The 19,071-nt window shown below is 44.5% G+C and carries 18 protein-coding genes; 6 read left to right on the forward strand and 12 right to left on the reverse strand.

Annotated features, from left to right (window positions below):
* The first annotated feature begins 55 nt into the window (after nucleotides 1-55).
* The 4 genes from B2248_RS12230 to B2248_RS12245 all read left to right on the forward strand — a co-directional run bounded on the left by B2248_RS12230 (nucleotide 56) and on the right by B2248_RS12245 (nucleotide 3,748).
* Nucleotides 56-1,618 carry a sensor histidine kinase gene (locus tag B2248_RS12230; RefSeq protein ID WP_273179022.1) on the forward strand — a complete coding sequence of 521 codons (1,563 nt, stop codon included), beginning with the start codon at nucleotides 56-58 and terminating at the stop codon, nucleotides 1,616-1,618.
* Complete coding sequence (locus tag B2248_RS12235) at nucleotides 1,618-2,295, forward strand: response regulator transcription factor (RefSeq protein WP_273179020.1); 678 nt, start codon at nucleotides 1,618-1,620, stop codon at nucleotides 2,293-2,295. The genes B2248_RS12230 and B2248_RS12235 overlap by 1 nt, the downstream gene beginning before the upstream one ends.
* 88 nt (nucleotides 2,296-2,383) lie before the next feature.
* Nucleotides 2,384-3,061, forward strand: coding sequence for an OmpW/AlkL family protein (locus B2248_RS12240; RefSeq protein ID WP_273179018.1), 678 nt, complete (start codon nucleotides 2,384-2,386; stop codon nucleotides 3,059-3,061).
* A gap of 162 nt (nucleotides 3,062-3,223) precedes the next feature.
* Nucleotides 3,224-3,748, forward strand: a complete 525-nt coding sequence (locus tag B2248_RS12245) for a hypothetical protein (RefSeq protein ID WP_273179016.1) — start codon at nucleotides 3,224-3,226, stop codon at nucleotides 3,746-3,748.
* 64 nt (nucleotides 3,749-3,812) lie between these two features.
* Here B2248_RS12245 and B2248_RS12250 read toward each other — a convergent pair whose 3' ends face one another.
* Complete coding sequence (locus B2248_RS12250; protein WP_273179015.1) at nucleotides 3,813-4,160, reverse strand: hypothetical protein; 348 nt, start codon at nucleotides 4,158-4,160, stop codon at nucleotides 3,813-3,815.
* Between the two features lie 373 nt (nucleotides 4,161-4,533).
* Here B2248_RS12250 and fliB point away from each other — a divergent pair, with 373 nt between their 5' ends.
* On the forward strand, nucleotides 4,534-5,754 hold the full coding sequence (fliB, locus tag B2248_RS12255) for a flagellin lysine-N-methylase (protein WP_273179013.1): 1,221 nt from the start codon (nucleotides 4,534-4,536) through the stop codon (nucleotides 5,752-5,754).
* A 54-nt stretch (nucleotides 5,755-5,808) separates the two neighbouring features.
* Here fliB and B2248_RS12260 read toward each other — a convergent pair whose 3' ends face one another.
* The 10 genes from B2248_RS12260 to B2248_RS12305 all read right to left on the reverse strand — a co-directional run bounded on the left by B2248_RS12260 (nucleotide 5,809) and on the right by B2248_RS12305 (nucleotide 16,987).
* Nucleotides 5,809-6,213 (reverse strand): GFA family protein, encoded by a 405-nt coding sequence (locus B2248_RS12260; protein ID WP_273179011.1) that lies wholly within the window; start codon nucleotides 6,211-6,213, stop codon nucleotides 5,809-5,811.
* A 1,070-nt stretch (nucleotides 6,214-7,283) separates the two neighbouring features.
* Complete coding sequence (locus B2248_RS12265) at nucleotides 7,284-8,237, reverse strand: hypothetical protein (protein ID WP_273178526.1); 954 nt, start codon at nucleotides 8,235-8,237, stop codon at nucleotides 7,284-7,286.
* Nucleotides 8,234-9,295, reverse strand: a complete 1,062-nt coding sequence (locus tag B2248_RS12270) for a VWA domain-containing protein (protein ID WP_273178524.1) — start codon at nucleotides 9,293-9,295, stop codon at nucleotides 8,234-8,236. The genes B2248_RS12265 and B2248_RS12270 overlap by 4 nt, the downstream gene beginning before the upstream one ends.
* 6 nt (nucleotides 9,296-9,301) lie before the next feature.
* A complete protein-coding gene (locus B2248_RS12275) occupies nucleotides 9,302-10,081 on the reverse strand; it encodes a MotA/TolQ/ExbB proton channel family protein (RefSeq protein WP_007144348.1) in 780 nt (259 codons plus the stop codon).
* Between the two features lie 3 nt (nucleotides 10,082-10,084).
* Nucleotides 10,085-10,225, reverse strand: a complete 141-nt coding sequence (locus B2248_RS12280) for a hypothetical protein (RefSeq protein ID WP_007144349.1) — start codon at nucleotides 10,223-10,225, stop codon at nucleotides 10,085-10,087.
* Nucleotide 10,226: 1 nt separating this feature from the next.
* The gene (locus B2248_RS12285; protein WP_273178521.1) at nucleotides 10,227-12,233 is read right to left on the reverse strand and encodes a PEGA domain-containing protein; all 2,007 of its coding nucleotides are present in this window, start codon (nucleotides 12,231-12,233) and stop codon (nucleotides 10,227-10,229) included.
* Complete coding sequence (locus tag B2248_RS12290; protein ID WP_273178519.1) at nucleotides 12,220-13,662, reverse strand: hypothetical protein; 1,443 nt, start codon at nucleotides 13,660-13,662, stop codon at nucleotides 12,220-12,222. The genes B2248_RS12285 and B2248_RS12290 overlap by 14 nt, the downstream gene beginning before the upstream one ends.
* Before the next feature lie 8 nt (nucleotides 13,663-13,670).
* Complete coding sequence (locus tag B2248_RS12295; RefSeq protein WP_273178516.1) at nucleotides 13,671-14,906, reverse strand: hypothetical protein; 1,236 nt, start codon at nucleotides 14,904-14,906, stop codon at nucleotides 13,671-13,673.
* Nucleotides 14,896-15,540 (reverse strand): hypothetical protein, encoded by a 645-nt coding sequence (locus tag B2248_RS12300; RefSeq protein WP_273178515.1) that lies wholly within the window; start codon nucleotides 15,538-15,540, stop codon nucleotides 14,896-14,898. The genes B2248_RS12295 and B2248_RS12300 overlap by 11 nt, the downstream gene beginning before the upstream one ends.
* Nucleotides 15,541-15,664: 124 nt before the next feature.
* Nucleotides 15,665-16,987 carry a PQQ-dependent sugar dehydrogenase gene (locus B2248_RS12305; RefSeq protein WP_273178513.1) on the reverse strand — a complete coding sequence of 441 codons (1,323 nt, stop codon included), beginning with the start codon at nucleotides 16,985-16,987 and terminating at the stop codon, nucleotides 15,665-15,667.
* A 182-nt stretch (nucleotides 16,988-17,169) separates the two neighbouring features.
* On the opposite strand from B2248_RS12305, the gene B2248_RS12310 reads away from it, so the two are divergent.
* Complete coding sequence (locus tag B2248_RS12310; protein WP_273178512.1) at nucleotides 17,170-17,487, forward strand: HPF/RaiA family ribosome-associated protein; 318 nt, start codon at nucleotides 17,170-17,172, stop codon at nucleotides 17,485-17,487.
* 323 nt (nucleotides 17,488-17,810) lie between these two features.
* On the opposite strand, the gene B2248_RS12315 is transcribed toward B2248_RS12310, so the two are convergent.
* Complete coding sequence (locus tag B2248_RS12315; protein WP_273178510.1) at nucleotides 17,811-19,004, reverse strand: IS4 family transposase; 1,194 nt, start codon at nucleotides 19,002-19,004, stop codon at nucleotides 17,811-17,813.
* Nucleotides 19,005-19,071: the final 67 nt, after the last annotated feature.

Consider the following 19,071-nt stretch of genomic DNA (forward strand, 5'->3'; position numbering starts at 1 on the left):
GGTTATCAGGCTCTGACACCAAATTTCAATTTCTTAATGTATAGATAACGACGTTATGTATAAAAAGAAAATTATTTTGTTTGCCGCATTTGCCTTTCTGATAGTGATTTTGGCTTTGTCACTCACCGTCTGGTCGACCAAGTTCACAGCATCGAATATTGCACAAGTGAATATGGCCAACAGCTTACTCACCGAGCATTTAAAGCTGTCTGATCATAGCTATCGTTTATTCAAGCAAATCACCGATGAAATTCTGCTCGGTAAAAGTGCCAATCAGTCCATTGTCAGAAATAAACGGGCCATGATTACCGAGACGCTATCTCGTATCAGAGCATTAGAAATTGCTCAACGAGAAGCCCTGGGCCCGGAAAAAACCAAGGGTTCTGTCGAGGATACAGATAATCTGGAAATGGCCATAAATGGCATACTCAAGTCATTCGCTGAAGTACTGGAAATGAGTGATGAACAATCACGCTCACAGAAAATTAAATTCCTTCTGGAAGAGCAAATTGATAATAATTTCCGTGATGCGATTAACCTGGCACTGCAGCGCCAGTCTGGATTGGTGGATGCGCTGAATGCCAATATTGAAAATCGACACGCCCTGATTTATTGGTCGGCATTGGTACTGTCTTTATTAGCCATTTTTCTGACGATACTGGGTAGTCTGGCATTAATTCGAAATATAACTGAACCCGTGGACCAATTAAAAAAAGGAGCGGAAGCGCTTTCAAAAGGTGATTTGCAATACCGTGTACCACTTGGCTTTGATGCTGAGTTTGATGCCATTGCTGAATCATTTAATGGAATGGCACACAATCTGGCTGAACAAAAACAATTACGTGATACCCTCAATCAAAACCTTGAATATGAGGTGGCAAAACGTACAGAGGAGCTGGTTCAATTGAATCAGACCTTACAGCACAACGATGTGTCCAGACGACACTTTCTCGCTGATATCAGCCATGAACTCAGAACACCGCTTACCATTATTCGCGGTGAAGCTCAGGTGGCATTGAGACAAAAAAAAGCTGAGGATTCTGACCCTGCTTTACGTGATGCATTAAGCCAGGTACTCGAGCAGGCTTTGTTTTTGAGTCGACTGGTGGATGATCTGCTATTTATTGCTCGAACCGATACCAATAACCTGAGACTGGAATGTGCAAAAACCAATATCCATGATCTCATCACTGACTGTTGCCAAGATATGCGTCACCAGGCAAAAGCAAAGTCCATGGTCATAAGTTTTCATCCTGTCGCAGAACCTGCCTATGCCATGGTGGATGCCGAACGAATAAGGCAATTGTTAATTATTGTGCTCGACAATGCGATCAAATACAGCCCTGCAGAGACACAAGTACAAATCAATACATCGACTGATGAGCACAACATCCTGATTCATGTAGCGGACCAGGGGCATGGACTTGAGCAGTCCGAGCTCCCCTTTATTTTTGATCGTTTTTATCGCAGTCAAAAAGTACGGAGAGAATCCTTACCGGGAACAGGCTTGGGATTAGCTGTAGCCAAGGCAATAACCGATGCGCATCAGGGAAAAATCTGGGCTCAAGTAGATGACACTGGTTTTCGTATTACTATCTCACTGCCTCGGGTGGTCTAATGCAAATTCTGCTGATTGAAGATGAAAAACGGGTGGCTGACTTTATCTGCCGTGGGCTGAAAGCGGAAGGCTTTTTTTGTGAGCAAGCGAATGATGGGGCAACAGGTCTCGCTTTTGTGAAACAACACCAATACGACTTGCTGATTATTGATCGCATGCTGCCAGATATGGATGGTTTAACTATCTGCCAACGCGTCAGGAAGCAGAATGCAGACATTCCGATACTTTTTTTAACCGCGGTGGATGACACACAGGAAAAAGTCGCCGGACTCAGGGCCGGCGCTGATGATTACCTGACTAAACCATTTGATTTTGAAGAGTTAATTGCAAGAATTGAAGCGCTAGGTCGAAGACGCTCAGCCCATCAACCTGAACAAGACAGCCTGCAAGTTGGACCGTTACAGATAAATGTCGGTGAGCGTAGTGTTTATGTGGCGGGACAAGCGGTCGATCTCACCTCATTGGAGTTTGATCTGTTGTTATATCTGGTGCAAACCGATGGCAAAGTCGTCTCGCGTGAACGCATAATCAATGCAGTGTGGGGGATAAATACTGATCCGTTGACGAATATTGTTGATGTTTACATCCGCCGTCTACGGAAGAAAATTGATAACGATCCTGCACGTTCATTCATTGAAACCAAACGTGGTGTTGGTTACCGTTTTTCAGCAAAATAATATTCATTTACTGTTCATTTTAAACTCAGAATAAATTCAGTATCGCCTGCCTAAACTGACCTTCGTTTTCACACTAAGGTTAATGATCATGAGAAAGTCCTTATTCGCTCTGGCTGGTTTATCAGTGTTAAGCCTGTCGACCATTTCTTTACCTGTTTACGCCTATGAGGCTGGTGACTGGCTAGTTCGCGGTCGAATTATTAATGTTAATCCCAATGACGATAGTGGTCAGTTATATATCAACGGGGCTGCCTCCGGCGAAGGGGTCAGTGTCAATGATGATACTGTGCCAGAACTCGACATCACTTATATGATTACCAGACACTGGGGGGTGGAGCTGATTCTGGGGTATTCCGAGCATACCGTTAAAGGGGTAAAAAACTGGAGTAATCTCGGTGATGTGGCGGACACAAAGGTCTTACCACCGACATTACTTCTGCAATATCACTTTTTACCGGACTCCTCGATTAGACCCTATATCGGTGCCGGGATTAACTACACCTACTTTTTTGATGAGGAAGTGCCAGGAATTCTCGGCACACCGGGCTCTAAGGTGAAGCTTGATAGCTCTTGGGGACTGGCCGCTCAGGTCGGTGTTGATGTGGCCATTAATCAGGACTGGTTTATAAATGTCGATATGAAATATATCGATATTGATACCCAAGCGCACTACAGCAATATATTAGGTGGCACAATCGACAAAGCTACGATTAACGCCGATATCGATCCCTTTGTGTTTGGTATTGGTATTGGCCGGCGTTTTTAATCTCGAACTCTTTTGACCTCCCCATTAGCCCGCATTTATGCGGGTTTTTTTTGTGCTTTTTTCAGTGTTGAAAAATTCATTTTCTGTTCATCTAATAATCAGATCGTATTCAGCCATCCCGCCATAAACTGAGCCTACACAATTCGTGAAGAGGAAGAAAAAATGAAAAAACTATCATTAATGACATTGATTTTAAGCAGTTCGATTGCCGGTTCAGCGCTGGCCAGCGAGTCACTGAGTAAAGAGGTGATTCAAAAAGCGCAGGAAAACTGGGCAGAGGCGATTGTTGAAATTGGTCAGGCAAAACTGGATGGAAAAGACTATGAATCCGTCGCGAAAATGAAAGTCAGTGAGCTGTATGATTTTGAAGATGGCACGGTGTTATTTAAACCGACCAAGGCCGCGGAAGATCAATTCAGAAACAGCTACGATGAGGCTATTTCCTACTTTGTGGGTGGTAGCGTCTCAGAAGATAAAGGCTTTGCCCTGCAACCATGGACAAATGTCCGATTTGAAAATGAAGATATTGCCATCAAAGACGATTATGCCGTTGCGATGGGGAATTACTATTTCACTGATACCTCAGGTAAGGAAGTGAAAGTGGAATACACCTTTGGATATACACTTGAGGACGACGGCAGCGTCAAAATCGATTTGCATCATTCCTCTTTACCTTATCAACCATAAGGTAAGAACTACTGCGGGAGTAGTTCGGAAGCTCTGGCCTTTGGGCCAGAGCTTTTTTTATGCCTTAGTCTTTATTCACTTCGCGTTTATCAATAAACATTAAAATGATTTGCCGATCGGTATAGATATCGTTTGAACTATGCTGACGAATACCGTCGTAAAAGGCTTTGAACTTCGGATCACGTTGTTTAAATCCTTCGATATCCTGGTTTAATACTTGCGCCTGAAAAGCCGTTGGTGCCGTATCAAAATGACGTGATGCACAAAATACCGCTGTCGATTGTCCCGCCTTCTCAGCTACTGTTTCATTAGCTGGATTGAACAGACATTGTTGATAGTTCTGTTCCTCGGCATACACAAGCGTTGTAAATAAAAGACTAACAACAGCAAGAAAAAGCGTATGGACTTTCATCATGACCTCATCGAGTTAGATTGATTATAGATAATGACTTGTGCGCAATCTAAATTGTTCCAGTCTGATGTTGGGTTTTATGCTTCAACCCAAGCTACGGATGATTATCTTGTCTCATGCTTGAGTATGACTCGTAGGTTGGGTAGAGCTTAGGCGAAACCCAACGGTGCTTTGGATTTTATAGGGAGCCATTATCAAGGCCTTACCAAGCCATGAACTGTTCTGATGAATGAGATTAATCATCACCATAGAAATACATATAGGTACTGTCAGAGATGATGATATTAGCCGTGTTTGCTGCTTTTTAAAGTTTTATATTTTTAGATGAATCTGTACAGTACAGATTAATAGGTTTTATTTTAGAGGCTACCTTATGAAGGTTTTGGACTACTACGATAAGTTCGAATGCATTGGTTCTGATTGTGAGGATACCTGTTGTAGTGGCTGGCAAGTCAGTATCGATAAAAAAACATATCGAAAATATAAAACTATTTCCGATCAAAAATTCCGGAAAGAAGTGCTTAATAATATCGGCCCGGACAGACAAAAGGTCACCGGCGCAGAGTATAAGATCAAGCTACATGATGATGGCTCGTGTCCTTTTTTGAATGAAGACAAGTTATGTAATATTTATAAAAAATGTGGTGAAACTTACTTGTCCGATACGTGCACAGTCTTTCCCCGCAGACCAACCAAAGTTTTTAATCAGTCACACTCCGCTCTGAGCTTAGCTTGCCCTGAAGTCACACGCCTGGCTATTTTACCTGAAGCTCCTGTACAACTAATTGATATTGATATGGCCAGTGTGCACAGCCAAAGACTACAATCAATTGAATTAAAAATAGGCGCACATCTACCAGCTAATGCTGAGGAAACCTATGAAGCGATAAGGACAGTCTCATTCCACATCATACAAATGCGACAAATCACCCTGGACGAACGCTTATTTCTCTTGGGTTTCTTCTTAGATAAGCTTGATGCGGGTTCAAAAACAAACAGTTATATTTTGATGAATCAAACTATCGTTGAATTCATCGAGGCGCTTGACTACCCAGACGAACTATTAAAACCATATCGACAATTCAACTCAAATCCACGCCTGAAGCTTGAGTACTCTCTTACAATGTTGCTTACTGATTATCCAAGAGCGGCTAATCCTCGTTTGGCAGAATGCCTGGACTGGTTAAATGAGGGCTTGGATATCAACTACGATGAGTTTGAGATAGATAAGATACTTGAGAAATATCAAAGTGCTGACCAGAAATATTATCAGGACTTTTTACAAGAACGCGGCTATTTTCTGGAAAATTATTTAATCTCCCACTTGTTCCATTCTGATTTCCCTGTATCAAGCCAACATGGTTTATTTGATAGTTACCTTAGATTGATCACTTGTTTTACCAATATTCAAACCACGTTGATAGGAATAGCCAGCTATCATCAGAATATTGATACAGCTCATGTTCTGCAATTAATACAAAGCTATGAGCGGTTTATCTCGCATAACACTAAATACCTACCATCATTGTTGAAAAAACTAGAAGAATTGAAGTTTAATTCTTTGGGCGCAATGATGCTGTTACTTAAACCATGATCTAATTGTTAGTCTGTTTGTTGGGTTTCATGCTTCAACCCAACCTACGGATAGTTATGTTGGCCCCTGCTCAAATTTAGGGAGTTGATCTGACGTGTTGTCCCATTCAGCTTTGCTGGCCATAAAGATATGAGCGCCGGGTTGAATAGCTAAGCTGCTGTCTAAACAACCGGCAGGCACCACTAATAAATGACCATTCATTTGTGTCTGCGGTAAGGCTGAACCACAGTTTATGCAAAAGCTTTTTGTATGACGGGTGCCTGGTAAGGTGTATGTACGGATGTTTTCTTCCCCCGACAGCCAGATCAGTTTGGCGGATTGAGAGAACAGATTGGAAGCATGTGCTGATCCCGTATCTTTTCGACAATGACTACAATGGCAGAGATAAAAATGTTCAAAGTCGCCTTTGATTTCAAAGGTCACTTTGCCACATAAACATGCGCCGTGATGTTCCGTCATAGCTTTTCCTTAGTTTTTTCTGACACGTTTTGTTTCAACCACATGCTGATATTTCTCACTCTACCATTAGGGAGAGTGAAGTAGTGAAGTAGGTTGGGTAGAGGAACGAAACCCAACATTCAAGATTGAAGCTATGTTTGTTGGGTTTCACAGGTTCAACCCAACCTACATTTAAAATGAGCAAGTATCTCCTAAGGCGAAACTGGCGCTCTGCCCAAACTACAAAGTTAAGTAGGTTGGGTAGAGCCCCAGCGAAACCCAACGATGGGATAGACATTATCGGATAAGCTTGTTTGAGCTATGCTTGTCTGGAGTCATGTTTAAATTCAATCTACTGGATAATTATCTACTTCACACGCTGCCGCTGGGGTGTTCATTTAATCGAATCACGTTCTTCAACTTAAGCTCAAGCTTTTTTGAAAATCTAGTTTCGCCTTAATGGCGAGTCAGGGAAATGTTTGCCCATTTCCCTAACAACCCTAGGGCACCCCACAGTGCTGGCCTGCGGCTTCACTCGTCATAACATTGATTCAGGCGGTCGGCTAAAACTCGCTACGCTCACAAATTTGTCTTGAACAAAATTGGACGCCGGAGGCGCCCAAAGGGTGAGTGGCATGGATGCCACGAATCAAACACTAGCCTCCCTCAGACCTGAATAAATGTCACTCCTCGTCAGCACAAACGGGGGATTAGAAAAAGCCCCATTTTCCCGTCTATTGCCGCTAAAAATTGGCTTCATTTTATGGGTTAAGTGGGCACGTGTTTGAGCGTAGCGAGTTGGTGTACACGCCATAAAATGCAGTGAATTTTTAGATATAAGGCAATATCGGGTGCCCTTTTGTTTGGTTCGTTTATTTTGGGCAAACAAAATAAATGAACGCCCCAGCGGCAGCGTGTGAAGTGAAAAATAGAATAGTGTTTGAGGCAATGCTCTAACTTAAGCTAGAAAACATTTGTTGGGTTTCACAGGTTCAACCCAACCTACATTTAAAATAAGCAAGCATCTCCCTGACTCGCCATTAAGGCGAAACTAGCGCTCTACAAAGCGTTGATTGCTTTGATTCAATCCATCAACGAGGCAGGGCGATAAACGTGCCATCATTTTGTTTGGTCATTTCACGCATCAACACGCTGAAACGGTCGGTTGTACCGGGTGAGATAAAACCAATGGCATGAATTTTTGCCAGCCGTCTGCCGGATGGCAGTTTTTTGTTTTGCTGAGTAATGGCATCAATGACTGGGTCGTAACTTGAGCCGGTGTAATCATCACCAAACACATAAATGGATGTGGTGATATTGGTCTTGGCATATTTTCTTAACGCAGCGGTTAAGCCTTCTACCGGGCTGGAGTTAGAGACCGCATTCCACTTTTTAAACAATTCGATCACGCTTTTTCGTCTGGCCGGCGTGTCCGGCATCCATTGACCATCGTAGCCGGAAATCAGTGATTGCCCCATATCATTAAGGATTTGAAAACCTTTCACTTGAGGATGAATATTCAGCACATTGACGATTTCCTGTGACACTTTGCCCCAGATGTTTTTCATACTGCCCGAGGTGTCGACGATAAACACCACATAGTCACTATCAACTGGAATCCCGCCGACATCTTCATCGCGGGTTTTATTGGGCTTTTGCGGTGTTTTTAATGAGGCTTGTTTTAAGCGCTCTTCCACTAAACCCAGTCCAGCAATGCTTTCTGCCGTGGCGGCTTGTTTTTGATTTAATGCTTTTAGTTGCTGCTGCAGTGCTTTTGAGGCAGCAGCGGTAGATTGTTTTTGTTCTGATAAAGAAGAAAGCGCCTCGAGTTTTTGATTCATTTCCTGTTGAATCTGGCTGACAGAATTTTGCAGTGTGACTAACTGCGAGAGCATCGCACTGACATCTTCTGTGCCAGCAGTGGGAGCGACATCGACGTCGGTTTTGGAGATCAGAATCAACATCACCACCGCACCAAAGCCGCAGGAAATAATATCCAGAAACGACAGGCTGAAAATGTCGATACCTTTATCGCGACGCTTCATGGCCAGTTACTCGCTGGGCTGATTAATAAGCCATCCGACCTGGAGGCCCAGGCCCAGTATTCATAAGCTGCTTCCGGATCACCTTCCAGTGGCAGCAGGATCACATTCTTTTTCGCCTGGGTCAGACCGCTTTCGTTAATGGTTTGGCGGAACAGCCGTTTTCGGCACTCACCGGAAATAGTTTTGGCATTACTGGTCAATGAGCTACAGCCAGAAAACGGATTCAGACTTTTATAGTTGGATTCACCTTTGGTGGGCAAACCATCGGTGATGACATAGATATCGCTGGGTGATAGTTTGTTAACGGTGCTTAAACCTTTCTGCAGATTCGTTGCGCCGGTAGGAATAACTTGATTCAAACTGCTCATAATGCCGGACACGCTGGCACTGCTGGCAGGCATCCAGCCGGTGCCGCCTAACTGCTTAGCATCTTCACTAAAGGCGACAACGGCAATCTGACTGTTTTTCGGCGCACGTGCTAATAGCCAAGCGACCACGCGCTTGGTGCGTTGCCATTTAGCGGCTGAGACTTTTGTCTGATCAGAACTGCTTTTGGTTTTAATAATATCGAGCAGTTTTTCATTGGTCATCGAGGCGCTGACATCGACTAAGATCGCAATTTTACTGCCTTCCATTTTCAGACCGAGCAGATAGTTTTCTTCGTTGACTTGCTGTGTTTCGACCAGATCTTCTTTTTTCGGCACGTTGATCTCGGTAATACTTTTCTTGAGTTCATCGAGATTGGACTGTGCTGTTTGAATTTCACTGCTTTTATCGTTGAGATCGGCACGCTGTTGTTGCAGGCTCTGGCTTAAAGCGGCCAGATCGATATTCTCTTTTTTCAGTTGCGAGGTGAGTTCATCCAAGCCTTTCTGGGCGTCATCACGCGCTTGTTCCAGACTACTGATATCTTTTTTCAGGTTCTCCGTTTCTGAGGGCGATGACTCGATATTCTGTTTAACCAGCATAAAAACCAGAATCACCGCGCCCAAACCGCAGGACATAATATCCAGAAAGGCGAGGTTTAATCCTTCAGCTTGTCGGTTTTTACGGGCCAACGAAAATCACCGAATGCGACGAAGCAAAAACTTATCACAATAATCCTGCGTATCGACGATTTGGCTGTCTTGCAGGCGTTGTAACTGATGGAATAAAAACATTAAAAAGATACTGATCAGCAAGGCGACTAAGGTGGAGTTAAAAGCGATACCGAGACTGTCTGTCATCCCCGAGATGTCACCTGCCAATGCTTTATCAGCTTGTGATAAAGCCTGGCCGATACCGCGGACGGTACCGATAAAACCAATCGAAGGAATCGCCCAGATCAAATAACGAATCATGGTGTTTTCAGAATCTTGTTTAACGGCCAGTGCTTCCAGATTGCTTTCGATCGCATCCGACAGGTTTTGCACATTATTGGTTGAGCTATAGCGCCATAAAGAGGAGCGTAAAGTCCGCACCAGTGGTGATTGCATACAGTCCGCTGGGATTTCAGTATCCAGCCGATGAATAATCGCATTCACATCAAGAGTATGTTTTGCATCAGTATCCTCAGCTTGTGAATGGGCATCTTTAATCAGATCCACGCTGAACAAATACTTGGTTTTGAGAATATTTCGGTAGGCACTGAGGATCAGATAACAGCCCCACAACATCAGAATAAAACAGATTTCCTGCTCGTAATCTTTGATGATCACGGCAATATCGCGCGGTGCGGTTTGTCCCTGACTGACGGCAAACTCAATCAGTTGTGCTGCTTCTGGTCGAACATAACCAATGTAGAACAAATGCACGACAACGATAGAAATCAGTAATGCCGCAAAACTTTTCAGCATATCTTTCATGGTTTAAATATCCACGGGAAAGGAAACAGGGGAGTTCAGACTAATAATAGGTTTGCCGGCATAGACATTCTTCACCATCATCAATGCCAGCAGAAACAGGGCAATGGATAATACAATCACCAACGATTTTTTGAGTGTTGCCATATTAATGACCTCCGTAAACATAACGTCCCAGCCGGAAACCTAAGTCATCACGGCCCTGACTGGCGCCATCCCGATATGACGCCCTTAATTCTGATAGTGTGCCTGAACGCCAGTTAGCGCCTTTTACAACATGCTCATCACCGGCTGTTTTATCCAGCGTCTGAGTATAAACAAGCCCCGGTTTAGGTACAGTAAGTGAGTAATTATCATGTGTCCATTCACTGACATTGCCGCCCAAATCAAACAAACCTGATAACTCTCTGTTCATCGACATCACAGGTGCCATGCCAGCATAACCGTCGTTATAACGTGGCACATAATGTGTCACCGAGCCTTTAGCTGATTCATCCGCTATATTCACTGCTTTAGGGAGAATGGTTTTGTCATTACCCCAGACAAACAGTGTTTGAACCGGGCGGCCGGCTTTTCTGGCTAACCATTCCCACTCGGCCTCGGTCAGTAAGCGATAACCATCAGCTTGATCATTGATTTGCGTGACCTGATTACCATTGATGTTATACACCACTGTTAGGCCTTCAAGCTGACTCAACCAGTTGGCGTAACGCACAGCATCTAACCAGGTAACGGATGTGGCCGGCAAGTTCGGATCACCTTTGTGGCTTTTATCAAATTGGGCATAGGCAGCATTCGTCACTTCATGCACCCCAGCGTAAAACGGGCGGTTAATGGTGACTTTGCGGATAAACTCATTGGCCCGTTGCCCTGGCTCACTGCGTTCAGCACCCATAATAATGGTGTCGTTTGGGGTGAATAACATCATCTCGCCACCGGCACGGGTATTGTAGCTTCTGGGGGCTTCTTGCAGTCGGGCTTGTTTCTCCGTCAGTAAATTCACCGAGACGCTGCTGGTCGATTTTGCTGTCGGTGTTATCGTGCGAGTCTCAGCTCGGTAGCCGTCCAGACTAAAGTCGATAGTCTGTGGCAGCGCATCCAGCGTTAAGCTTAATGGCGTTTGTCCAACAGACTTATTATTGATGGTGACATTCGCTTGAGGCGTGGACTCTATCACCACCTTGCCCATTTCTTTTTCTAAGTTGAACTGCAGTTCGCTAGTTTCACCCTGCTTAAGATTAACGCGCTTGGACTGGGAGAAATAGCCTGGTTTTTTGTAAGTCAGTACGTTGTTTTGATTGGCGTCCACTTTGATGACATTTTGTAATGGCGTATCAATACCATTGACGGTCAGTGTGCCGCCTTCAGGTAATGCGGTGAGATGGATTTTTGCACGTTCTGCCTGCAATCGATATTGCCTGTTTATCTGTGTGCTTGTCTGATTGATTTCGACAGAATCAGTGACGGTCTCAAACCCCGGTTTAGTGATGTCGAGCTGATGTGGGCCGCCGGGCAGGGATAAGGTTAAAGGCGTCTGCCCCTGTGCTTTTCCATCGATAGAAACATCTGCCTGAGCGGATGTGCTGCTCAGTGATAACTCACCCATGACGGGGGTTAAGTTAAGTGTTTCTTCAATCTTCTGCGCGGGCGCTAAGCTGTATTGCCGGGTAACAGGCTCATAAAAAGGGTGACTGGCCTTGATGGTGTAGTCACCATTCTCAAATGATTGTTCAAACGTATTGGCCACTGTGGTGAGTTTGTCATTGATATACCAGCGGGTTTTATTGTCTTCCAGCCCGGTTTTCAATACGACTTCAGCAGGTAAGGGCTGCAAGGTGATTTGTGTTAATTTGCCAAAGCCGGATTGAGAAATCAGCTGTGTTGTCGTTTGGTAGCCAGGCGCAGAGGCTTCTACCTCAGCGGTGTCAGACAAACTATATAAATGATGATCCAGTAGCAGAGCGATGCCACTGTTGGTACTCAGCTTCGCTTCAGTGCTGATGGCTTCAGGCAAGACTTGAATGGGTGTGGCTCGTGAAGCAATCAGTGTCGCAAAAACAATACAGGCAACAACGATAAATCCAAGGCTGAGCCATAACAGCATACGCCGCTGTCGACGTTTAGCAGCCTCAATGGCCTGATTAAATTCGCTCATCGGCAATCACGGTGACTTGATAATCGCTACGGTTCAAAGGGATCTGCACCTCAATCAGCTTGGAGCGATAACCCTCGCGTTTGCCTTCAAAAGAGTAGGTGCCAGGTTTGAGCTGAATCGTTTTACCTGTGGTTTCGCCCACTTTCCCCACCCCGCGAACGGAGACGAAGGTTTTACCATCGGAAATCACATTCACGTTCACCGGGGTATTCACGGCATTGATGGTAGACTTCAACTGTTGAGCCGCTTTCGCCAGAGATGGACTCTGAGCACCAAAAGACTCAGCCTGAATCACATTGATATCAGCCGTGGCTTTTACCGCTGGATTACTTAGACGATAAGGGTTTTGCAATAAGCCCTGTATATTTTGGTCGATCTCCACAATCCGTTTGGCCTGATTTAAGCGGTCGATAAGGTCTTTATTAGCTGGCCGTTCTTTTAGGGCAGCGCTTAATTCCTGTTTGGCAGTTTCCCAGTTATCGGCTTGTTGTGCCTTCTCTGCCGCGACAATATGCTGGTTGAAACGCAACTGTGACTCCAGTTGAGCTAACGCCGCTTTCACTTCTTTATTTTCAGGTCGGGAAGGGTAAATTTTTTCTGCCTGACTCAGTGCCTGTCTGGCTTTTTCAACCTGCTGCTGTTTAATGGCTTGATACGCCTGAGATATGGCTTGGTTAAAGCGTGACTCGGCCAGCTGCGTGCGCAGCACCTGGGCGCGCTGTTTCATCTCTTCTCGATCGGGTTCGATTTTCAGTAATTCTTCAATCAGAGACAGCTCTTTATTCGGATTGTTTTCATTTTTAGCGACACGAATCGCTTCATTCAGCTCGACTATTTGGGGGATGTTTTCTATTTTCTGTGCCAAGGTCTGAGCATCTGCTGAATCAGCCTTGTGAATAAGGGCATTATCTATCTCCAGACGGGCACGTTGATAATCATAATTGTCGTAGGCCTTTTGGGCCTCTTGCATGGCTTTTTCAAAAGCCGCTTCGCTGTCAGCCAGTGTTTTCTCAGCGGTTTGCGTCAGCGTATCAATGGCTTGTTTCGCTTTAGCATATTGCCCGGTGCCAAAGGTATCGACGGCGGTTTGTTCCTGAGTTGTTAAGGTCTCGGCCAGTGATTTATCCCAGCTATCAATATCGATTTTTTCCAGCTGCGGTTTCAACGTGTTTTCATACTGAGAAAACGCATCCAGATAAGCCTGACGAAATGCGGCAATATCTTCTTCGTTTTTCGGTTCTTCGACTTTTTGTACCGCGGGTTGTGTGTTTGGCGGAGACTTTTCGGTTGTGGTGCTGTTAAATCGAACATTATTAAGGCTGAACAACACTAGCCCTGTCACCAGAATAAGTGAGAGCACGATAATCACGCCAATGAGCAGGCGCTGTTGTTTCGCCTGCTTGGCTCTGCGTATTTCTTCGTTGATCATGACGGCGTTTAAAGCGCTTTATCAGGTGTCGATTCAAGCTCATACATACGTGCCATGAAGGCACGCCATTGCTGAAACTGCTGTTCCATATTACCGGTCAACTTGGTGCTTTGATTTTCAAACTCAATCACTTGAGGTGACATTTCCAAATCCAGTGACTGGCCCAGCTCATTGATCGCATCCTGATGGAATTTGGCTTCTTCACGCGAAGTAATACCACTGGTGATTAACACCGCACCGCCAATCCCACCAGCGATAGTGACCATATCCCTGCCCAAGTTATTGTCATAACGGCTGCCATTTGAACCTACCGCCACCGCCGCAGCAATTAATAAGGCGCCACCCACAATTTTCATCAGACTTTTATTTTGTGCTTCTTGTTGAAGTTTCAGTTCTGTCGCACTGGCTTTTTGCCAGGTCAGATAACTGTCATTCATTTTCTGTGAAAAAGCGGCGTAGTTAGGTTGCAGGTTATCAACAAATAATTGTTCTTTAACGCGAATCGCTTTCACCCGTTCATAAAGCGGATCCGCTTCGCTCGGCATGCCTTTAAGTTTAATCGGTGTGGAGCTGGTATCCATATATTCATCAAAGGCTTTGTCGTTAAAGCTGGCGCCGAAGCGTAAATCAGCAATGTGTTTTACCGTGCTTAAGTCCGATGGTTTTTGTTTCAGTAAGGCTTTGACGATATCAGCTGCTGCTTTATCAAATGCCGGATCATAAGGATCCTTATCGGTATTTCTGGGGTTTTTGTAAAAGCCATCTCCCACCTCGTAGTCGATATTGTCATCCAGCCACTGTTTGCCACTGGCATCGACCACTTGCATATCAAACTCGACTTCCAGGCCGTTTGACTCAACAATATTGCCTAAAACATACAGATCACCCGAAGCGGTTTTATCAGGTGTGACTCGAACCGCACCAAACTTGCCAGTATCATCGAGCGCTTTTTTAAGTTTATAGGCGAAACGATTTGCTTCAGCCCGACGCAGTTCCGGCCATACACCTTCTTTTTCATAATTGGCCGCTTTGTCAGAAAGACCGGGTGAGAATACTGGAATAACCACGTCCATTTTTGGGCCGCTGTAAGCCGTTTTCGACATATCTTCACTAAAGCTTGAAGACGATCGCGGTCCGACATTCACACCTGATCCGGATGTAGTAGCACAGCCTGTCAGCACATGCAGCATGACCAGCAGGTAGACCAGAAACTTGGATGGTTTTCTAAAACGATCAATGTTCAACGTTCATACCCTTATATTTTCTGTATTCATCCCAGAGCTTTTTGCGTATCTCTGGGTCGGTTTCTGCCTCGGCGGCGACACGGATCTGAGCAGCAATGGCATCATCATTATCCGCTGGTGGAATATCTTCCGGAATCTTACCATTCTCAGCGACATTGCCTGAGGCAGATATCTTACCTGAACCCGATTCAGTTGATTCTTGTGTATCTGATGCCGCTGCCATAGCTTCGTTAGAAGGCGCTTGTTCTGTGCCTTGCATCATGTCACTGGCTACTGACTCGGTGCCATTGGCACCACCTGCTGAACTTCCATTGCTGGTGTCACCAGCACCGCCGCCACCTGAACCGGAGCCAGCGCCAGCACCTGAGCCACTACCACTATTAGCTGAGGAGGAATTGGATGAGATGGAGATATTACATAACTCAAAGCGATTGAGAGAATCACTCAGCGCCTGTTCCATACGCGCCAGTTTTTCTGCTCGGGTCAACGCGGGATTATCCAGATAATCCACACTCACATTTTTACAATCCGTTGTATTGCTTGCGGATTCATCCGCCTGACTCAGCCCGGAATAGAGCATAAAACCCGACGCAATGGTGAGTAATAAAAAGACAGAGATAGGCTTTTGTCTCATCGTTGAAAAACGCTCCCGAGATATTCACTGCTTAATGATAGCTATCATAAAACGATAAGACAGCAAAAAGCATAAATCTTTCCTGAACTCGTTTTCCGAGGCTGCTAAAACACAAGAGTAGTGCTTAATTTTTTTCAGGGCTAACACGCCATACCGTGTTGCCGACATCATCAGCCACCAATAAGCCACCCATTTTATCGACGACAACACCCACTGGACGTCCATTTGCATCGCCATTTTCGTCCACGAATCCCGTCAAGATTTCCTGAGGAAGACCGTCGGGTTCACCATTCTTGAACGGTACAAAAATCACTTTATAACCGCTTAAGGGTTTTCTGTTCCAGGAGCCATGTTGTCCAATAAACGCGCCATGGTGATATTTCTCTGCCAGTAAATCTGCTTCATAAAACGTCAGGCCCAATGATGCAGTATGAGCGCCCAATGCATAATCGGGTTTGATGGCTTTTTCTACTAACTCCGGCCGTTGCGGTTGCACTCGGGTGTCTACGTGTTGTCCGTAGTAACTATAAGGCCAGCCATAAAAAGCACCCTCTTTCACAGAGGTCATGTAATCCGGCACCAGATCACTTCCAATTTCGTCTCGTTCATTGACCGTGGTCCAAAGTTCACCGGTTTGTGGCTGCCAGTCCAGCCCATTAGGGTTACGTAAACCTGAGGCAAATATACGTTTTTCACCGGTTTTCAGGTTCACTTCTAAGATGGCGGCACGGTTTTCTTCTGCTTCCATACCGTTTTCACCGATATTACTGTTTGAACCCACAGTGGCATAAAGCTTTGTACCATCCTCATTCGCAATAATATTCTTGGTCCAATGGTGGTTAATCGGTCCACCCGGTAAATCTGTCACATGCTCTGGCTTTGCGGTGATTTGAGTCTGTCCTTCTTTATAAGGGAATCGCACAATCTCATCAGCATTAGCGACATAAAAGTCATTGCCAATCAGTTCCATACCAAAAGGGGAATGCAAATTATCTAAAAACACATGCCGTGTTTCAGCGACATCATCATTATCATTGTCACGAAGTAAGGTAATACGATCGGCACTGGGTACGGCGGCACCAGCATCTTCTAAGACCATGCCTTTAATCCAGGATTTAATACTCCAATCTGTACTTTCACTTTTCGGTGCATTTGACTCCGCGACCAATACATCGCCGTTGGGCAAGACATATAACCACCGAGGATGATCTAAATCCACAGCAAATCGATTGACCATAAGTCCTTCAACAGCAGTGGGTTTGGCATCAATCGGCCAGCCCTCAGCGGGAGCAATATTTAGGGTGGGGATAAGCGATGTTTCGGGTGCCACTAAAACAGGATCAGGTCCGAAATCCGCTTGTGATGCAATTTTAGATGTATCGCCACAGCCACTCAGGCTAAGGGCGATAATACTGATCGCGGCGCTGTTTTTATAAAGGTGCTGCATAGTGTGCTCCTTTGAGTGAATATTTGAGTCTAACAATATTGACCTTACCAATGACTTGCTTTGGGTTAAAGGATGATTACTTGAAATGGATCAACGTGATCGTCAATAAAAAATGACCTTGGAATTCTTTAATAATTCACATTGTCATAAAAAGCGGTTTATTCACCTTTCAAGGAGATAACATGCAAATTCAGGTAAATACCGATCGTCATATTCCAGGTGACGATACGCTCACTGATTCGATTCGTGAGGAATTACAACATGCTCTTAAACGCTTTGACGAGCACGTTACCCGTATCGAAGTTCATCTCAGTGATCAAAACGGTGAAAATCGAGGCGGAGCGGATGATATTCGCTGCCTGATTGAGGCTCGGATAGAAGGCCATCAACCTAATGTGGTCACCCATGACGCTGCCTCTGTCAAACAAGCATTTACCGGGGCCACCGATAAAATCAAACGAGTACTGAGCACCACGATTGAACGCATGAAATCCCACTGATAACGTTTTTCTATCCATCATAAAAGGCCAAACAATTTGATTTGTTTGGCCTTTTTTATTCTGACTCCCAAGGGCCTTTTGTGAGCGGGTATCTATTTATCTGCGGTGAATAATGTGACTAATCACCGCATAAACTGCGGTAAATAAATTGATGTTGGCTCAGCTTGGTTAGCTGAAAAGCCTTAAAGCTGACTCGATAAAATTTGGCAACAAAATTAAGGCGATTGGAAAGTGGATACTTTAAAAGAGGAATGAATGGGGGTGCAGATGTATTCTTGTTTAATTATCAAGTTGGCTGCCCCTGACGGATCCCCACAAATAATCTAGTCATAAACTGGCACCTGCATCAACAACTGTATTTTTTTATTCGCTGCTTCCCACTCTCGTTTTTTTAATCGTAATCGTCGGTCTCGAAATGCCCTCAATCCAATATATTGATAGGATAAAACAGACCGTGTTTTAATCGAATTCGCTTGATAACCAAGATGACTTTTCGTCAGTGTCATGACCATTTCCAGCAAAAATAGAACGTATTGAGCTAGCATGGCAATCAGTAATAAAACACAGAGATAATTTAACTTACGGGTTTTGCTTACATTAAAATTGAGCCCTGTTTTTAAGTCTCGAAAGCTTTCTTCAATTTGCATTCGTGTTCGATAGAGTTTCACTATCTTTTTGGTATCTCTTACTTTATTACACGTTAATGAAGTGGCGAGTAACCAGGGCTCTTGTTCACGGCTGGCATTAGAACGTGAGTTGGAACTGGCACGTGAACGTTCCCCTGTTGCTGTGAGCTTTTTACGGCCTTTGCTTATTTGTTTATAAACGACAAGATGCGTTATAAAGCTGTTCTTGCGTCGCATCCTATATTGGCCTAAATACTTTTCTCGTGTGGTGGCCTGTTGATAAAGTTCTCGCGTTAAAAACCAGTCATCCTCCTCGTGTTGTTTACACATGGTTTTGTTTCTAACCCGTCCAACATAATCCCAGCCTAGGGAAGTAATGAGCTGAAACCACGGTACTCGGAACCCCGCATCGCTGACGATGATAGGTTTAATATCAACCGGCAACATGGCTTTGAGTCTTTCCATAAACTGTTTATGAATAGTGGGTTTGTCTTTTTCAGCTACGGTATAGATTTGCTCAAGCAGGGTCAGTGAGCGGCCATCAATTGCCACTGATGCCCGTAATAAAAAATGTTGTTTGCGTGGATCTAAATCAGACCAGTCGACCAAAATAACAGGATGAGTTTGTTGACCAACTAACCGCATCGCCAAAGCCGAATATATGGCTCTGCTTTCATGATAAAGATGAGGATTACTCACGAGACGCATACTACGTTTTATTTGATGTTTCTCGCTTGTTTTACTATCAATATTACGGCCAATAGCGGTAATGGATAGTTGACTACCTGACAGTACACTACTCAATACCGCACATAAACTGGCTCGTCGAACTTTATGCATGCTGGGCGTGACATCGTTTAAGAATGTATTCAGAATAGTCTGGGCTCTCATGGTATTTCCTGATTTGATAAGTGTGGTAACTGATCCGATCGTTAAATATCATGAGAGTTCCTTTTTT

Origin of the sequence: Methylophaga sp. UBA2012 (assembly GCF_002335235.1) — a bacterium.
GTDB classification, from domain to species: domain Bacteria; phylum Pseudomonadota; class Gammaproteobacteria; order Nitrosococcales; family Methylophagaceae; genus Methylophaga; species Methylophaga thalassica.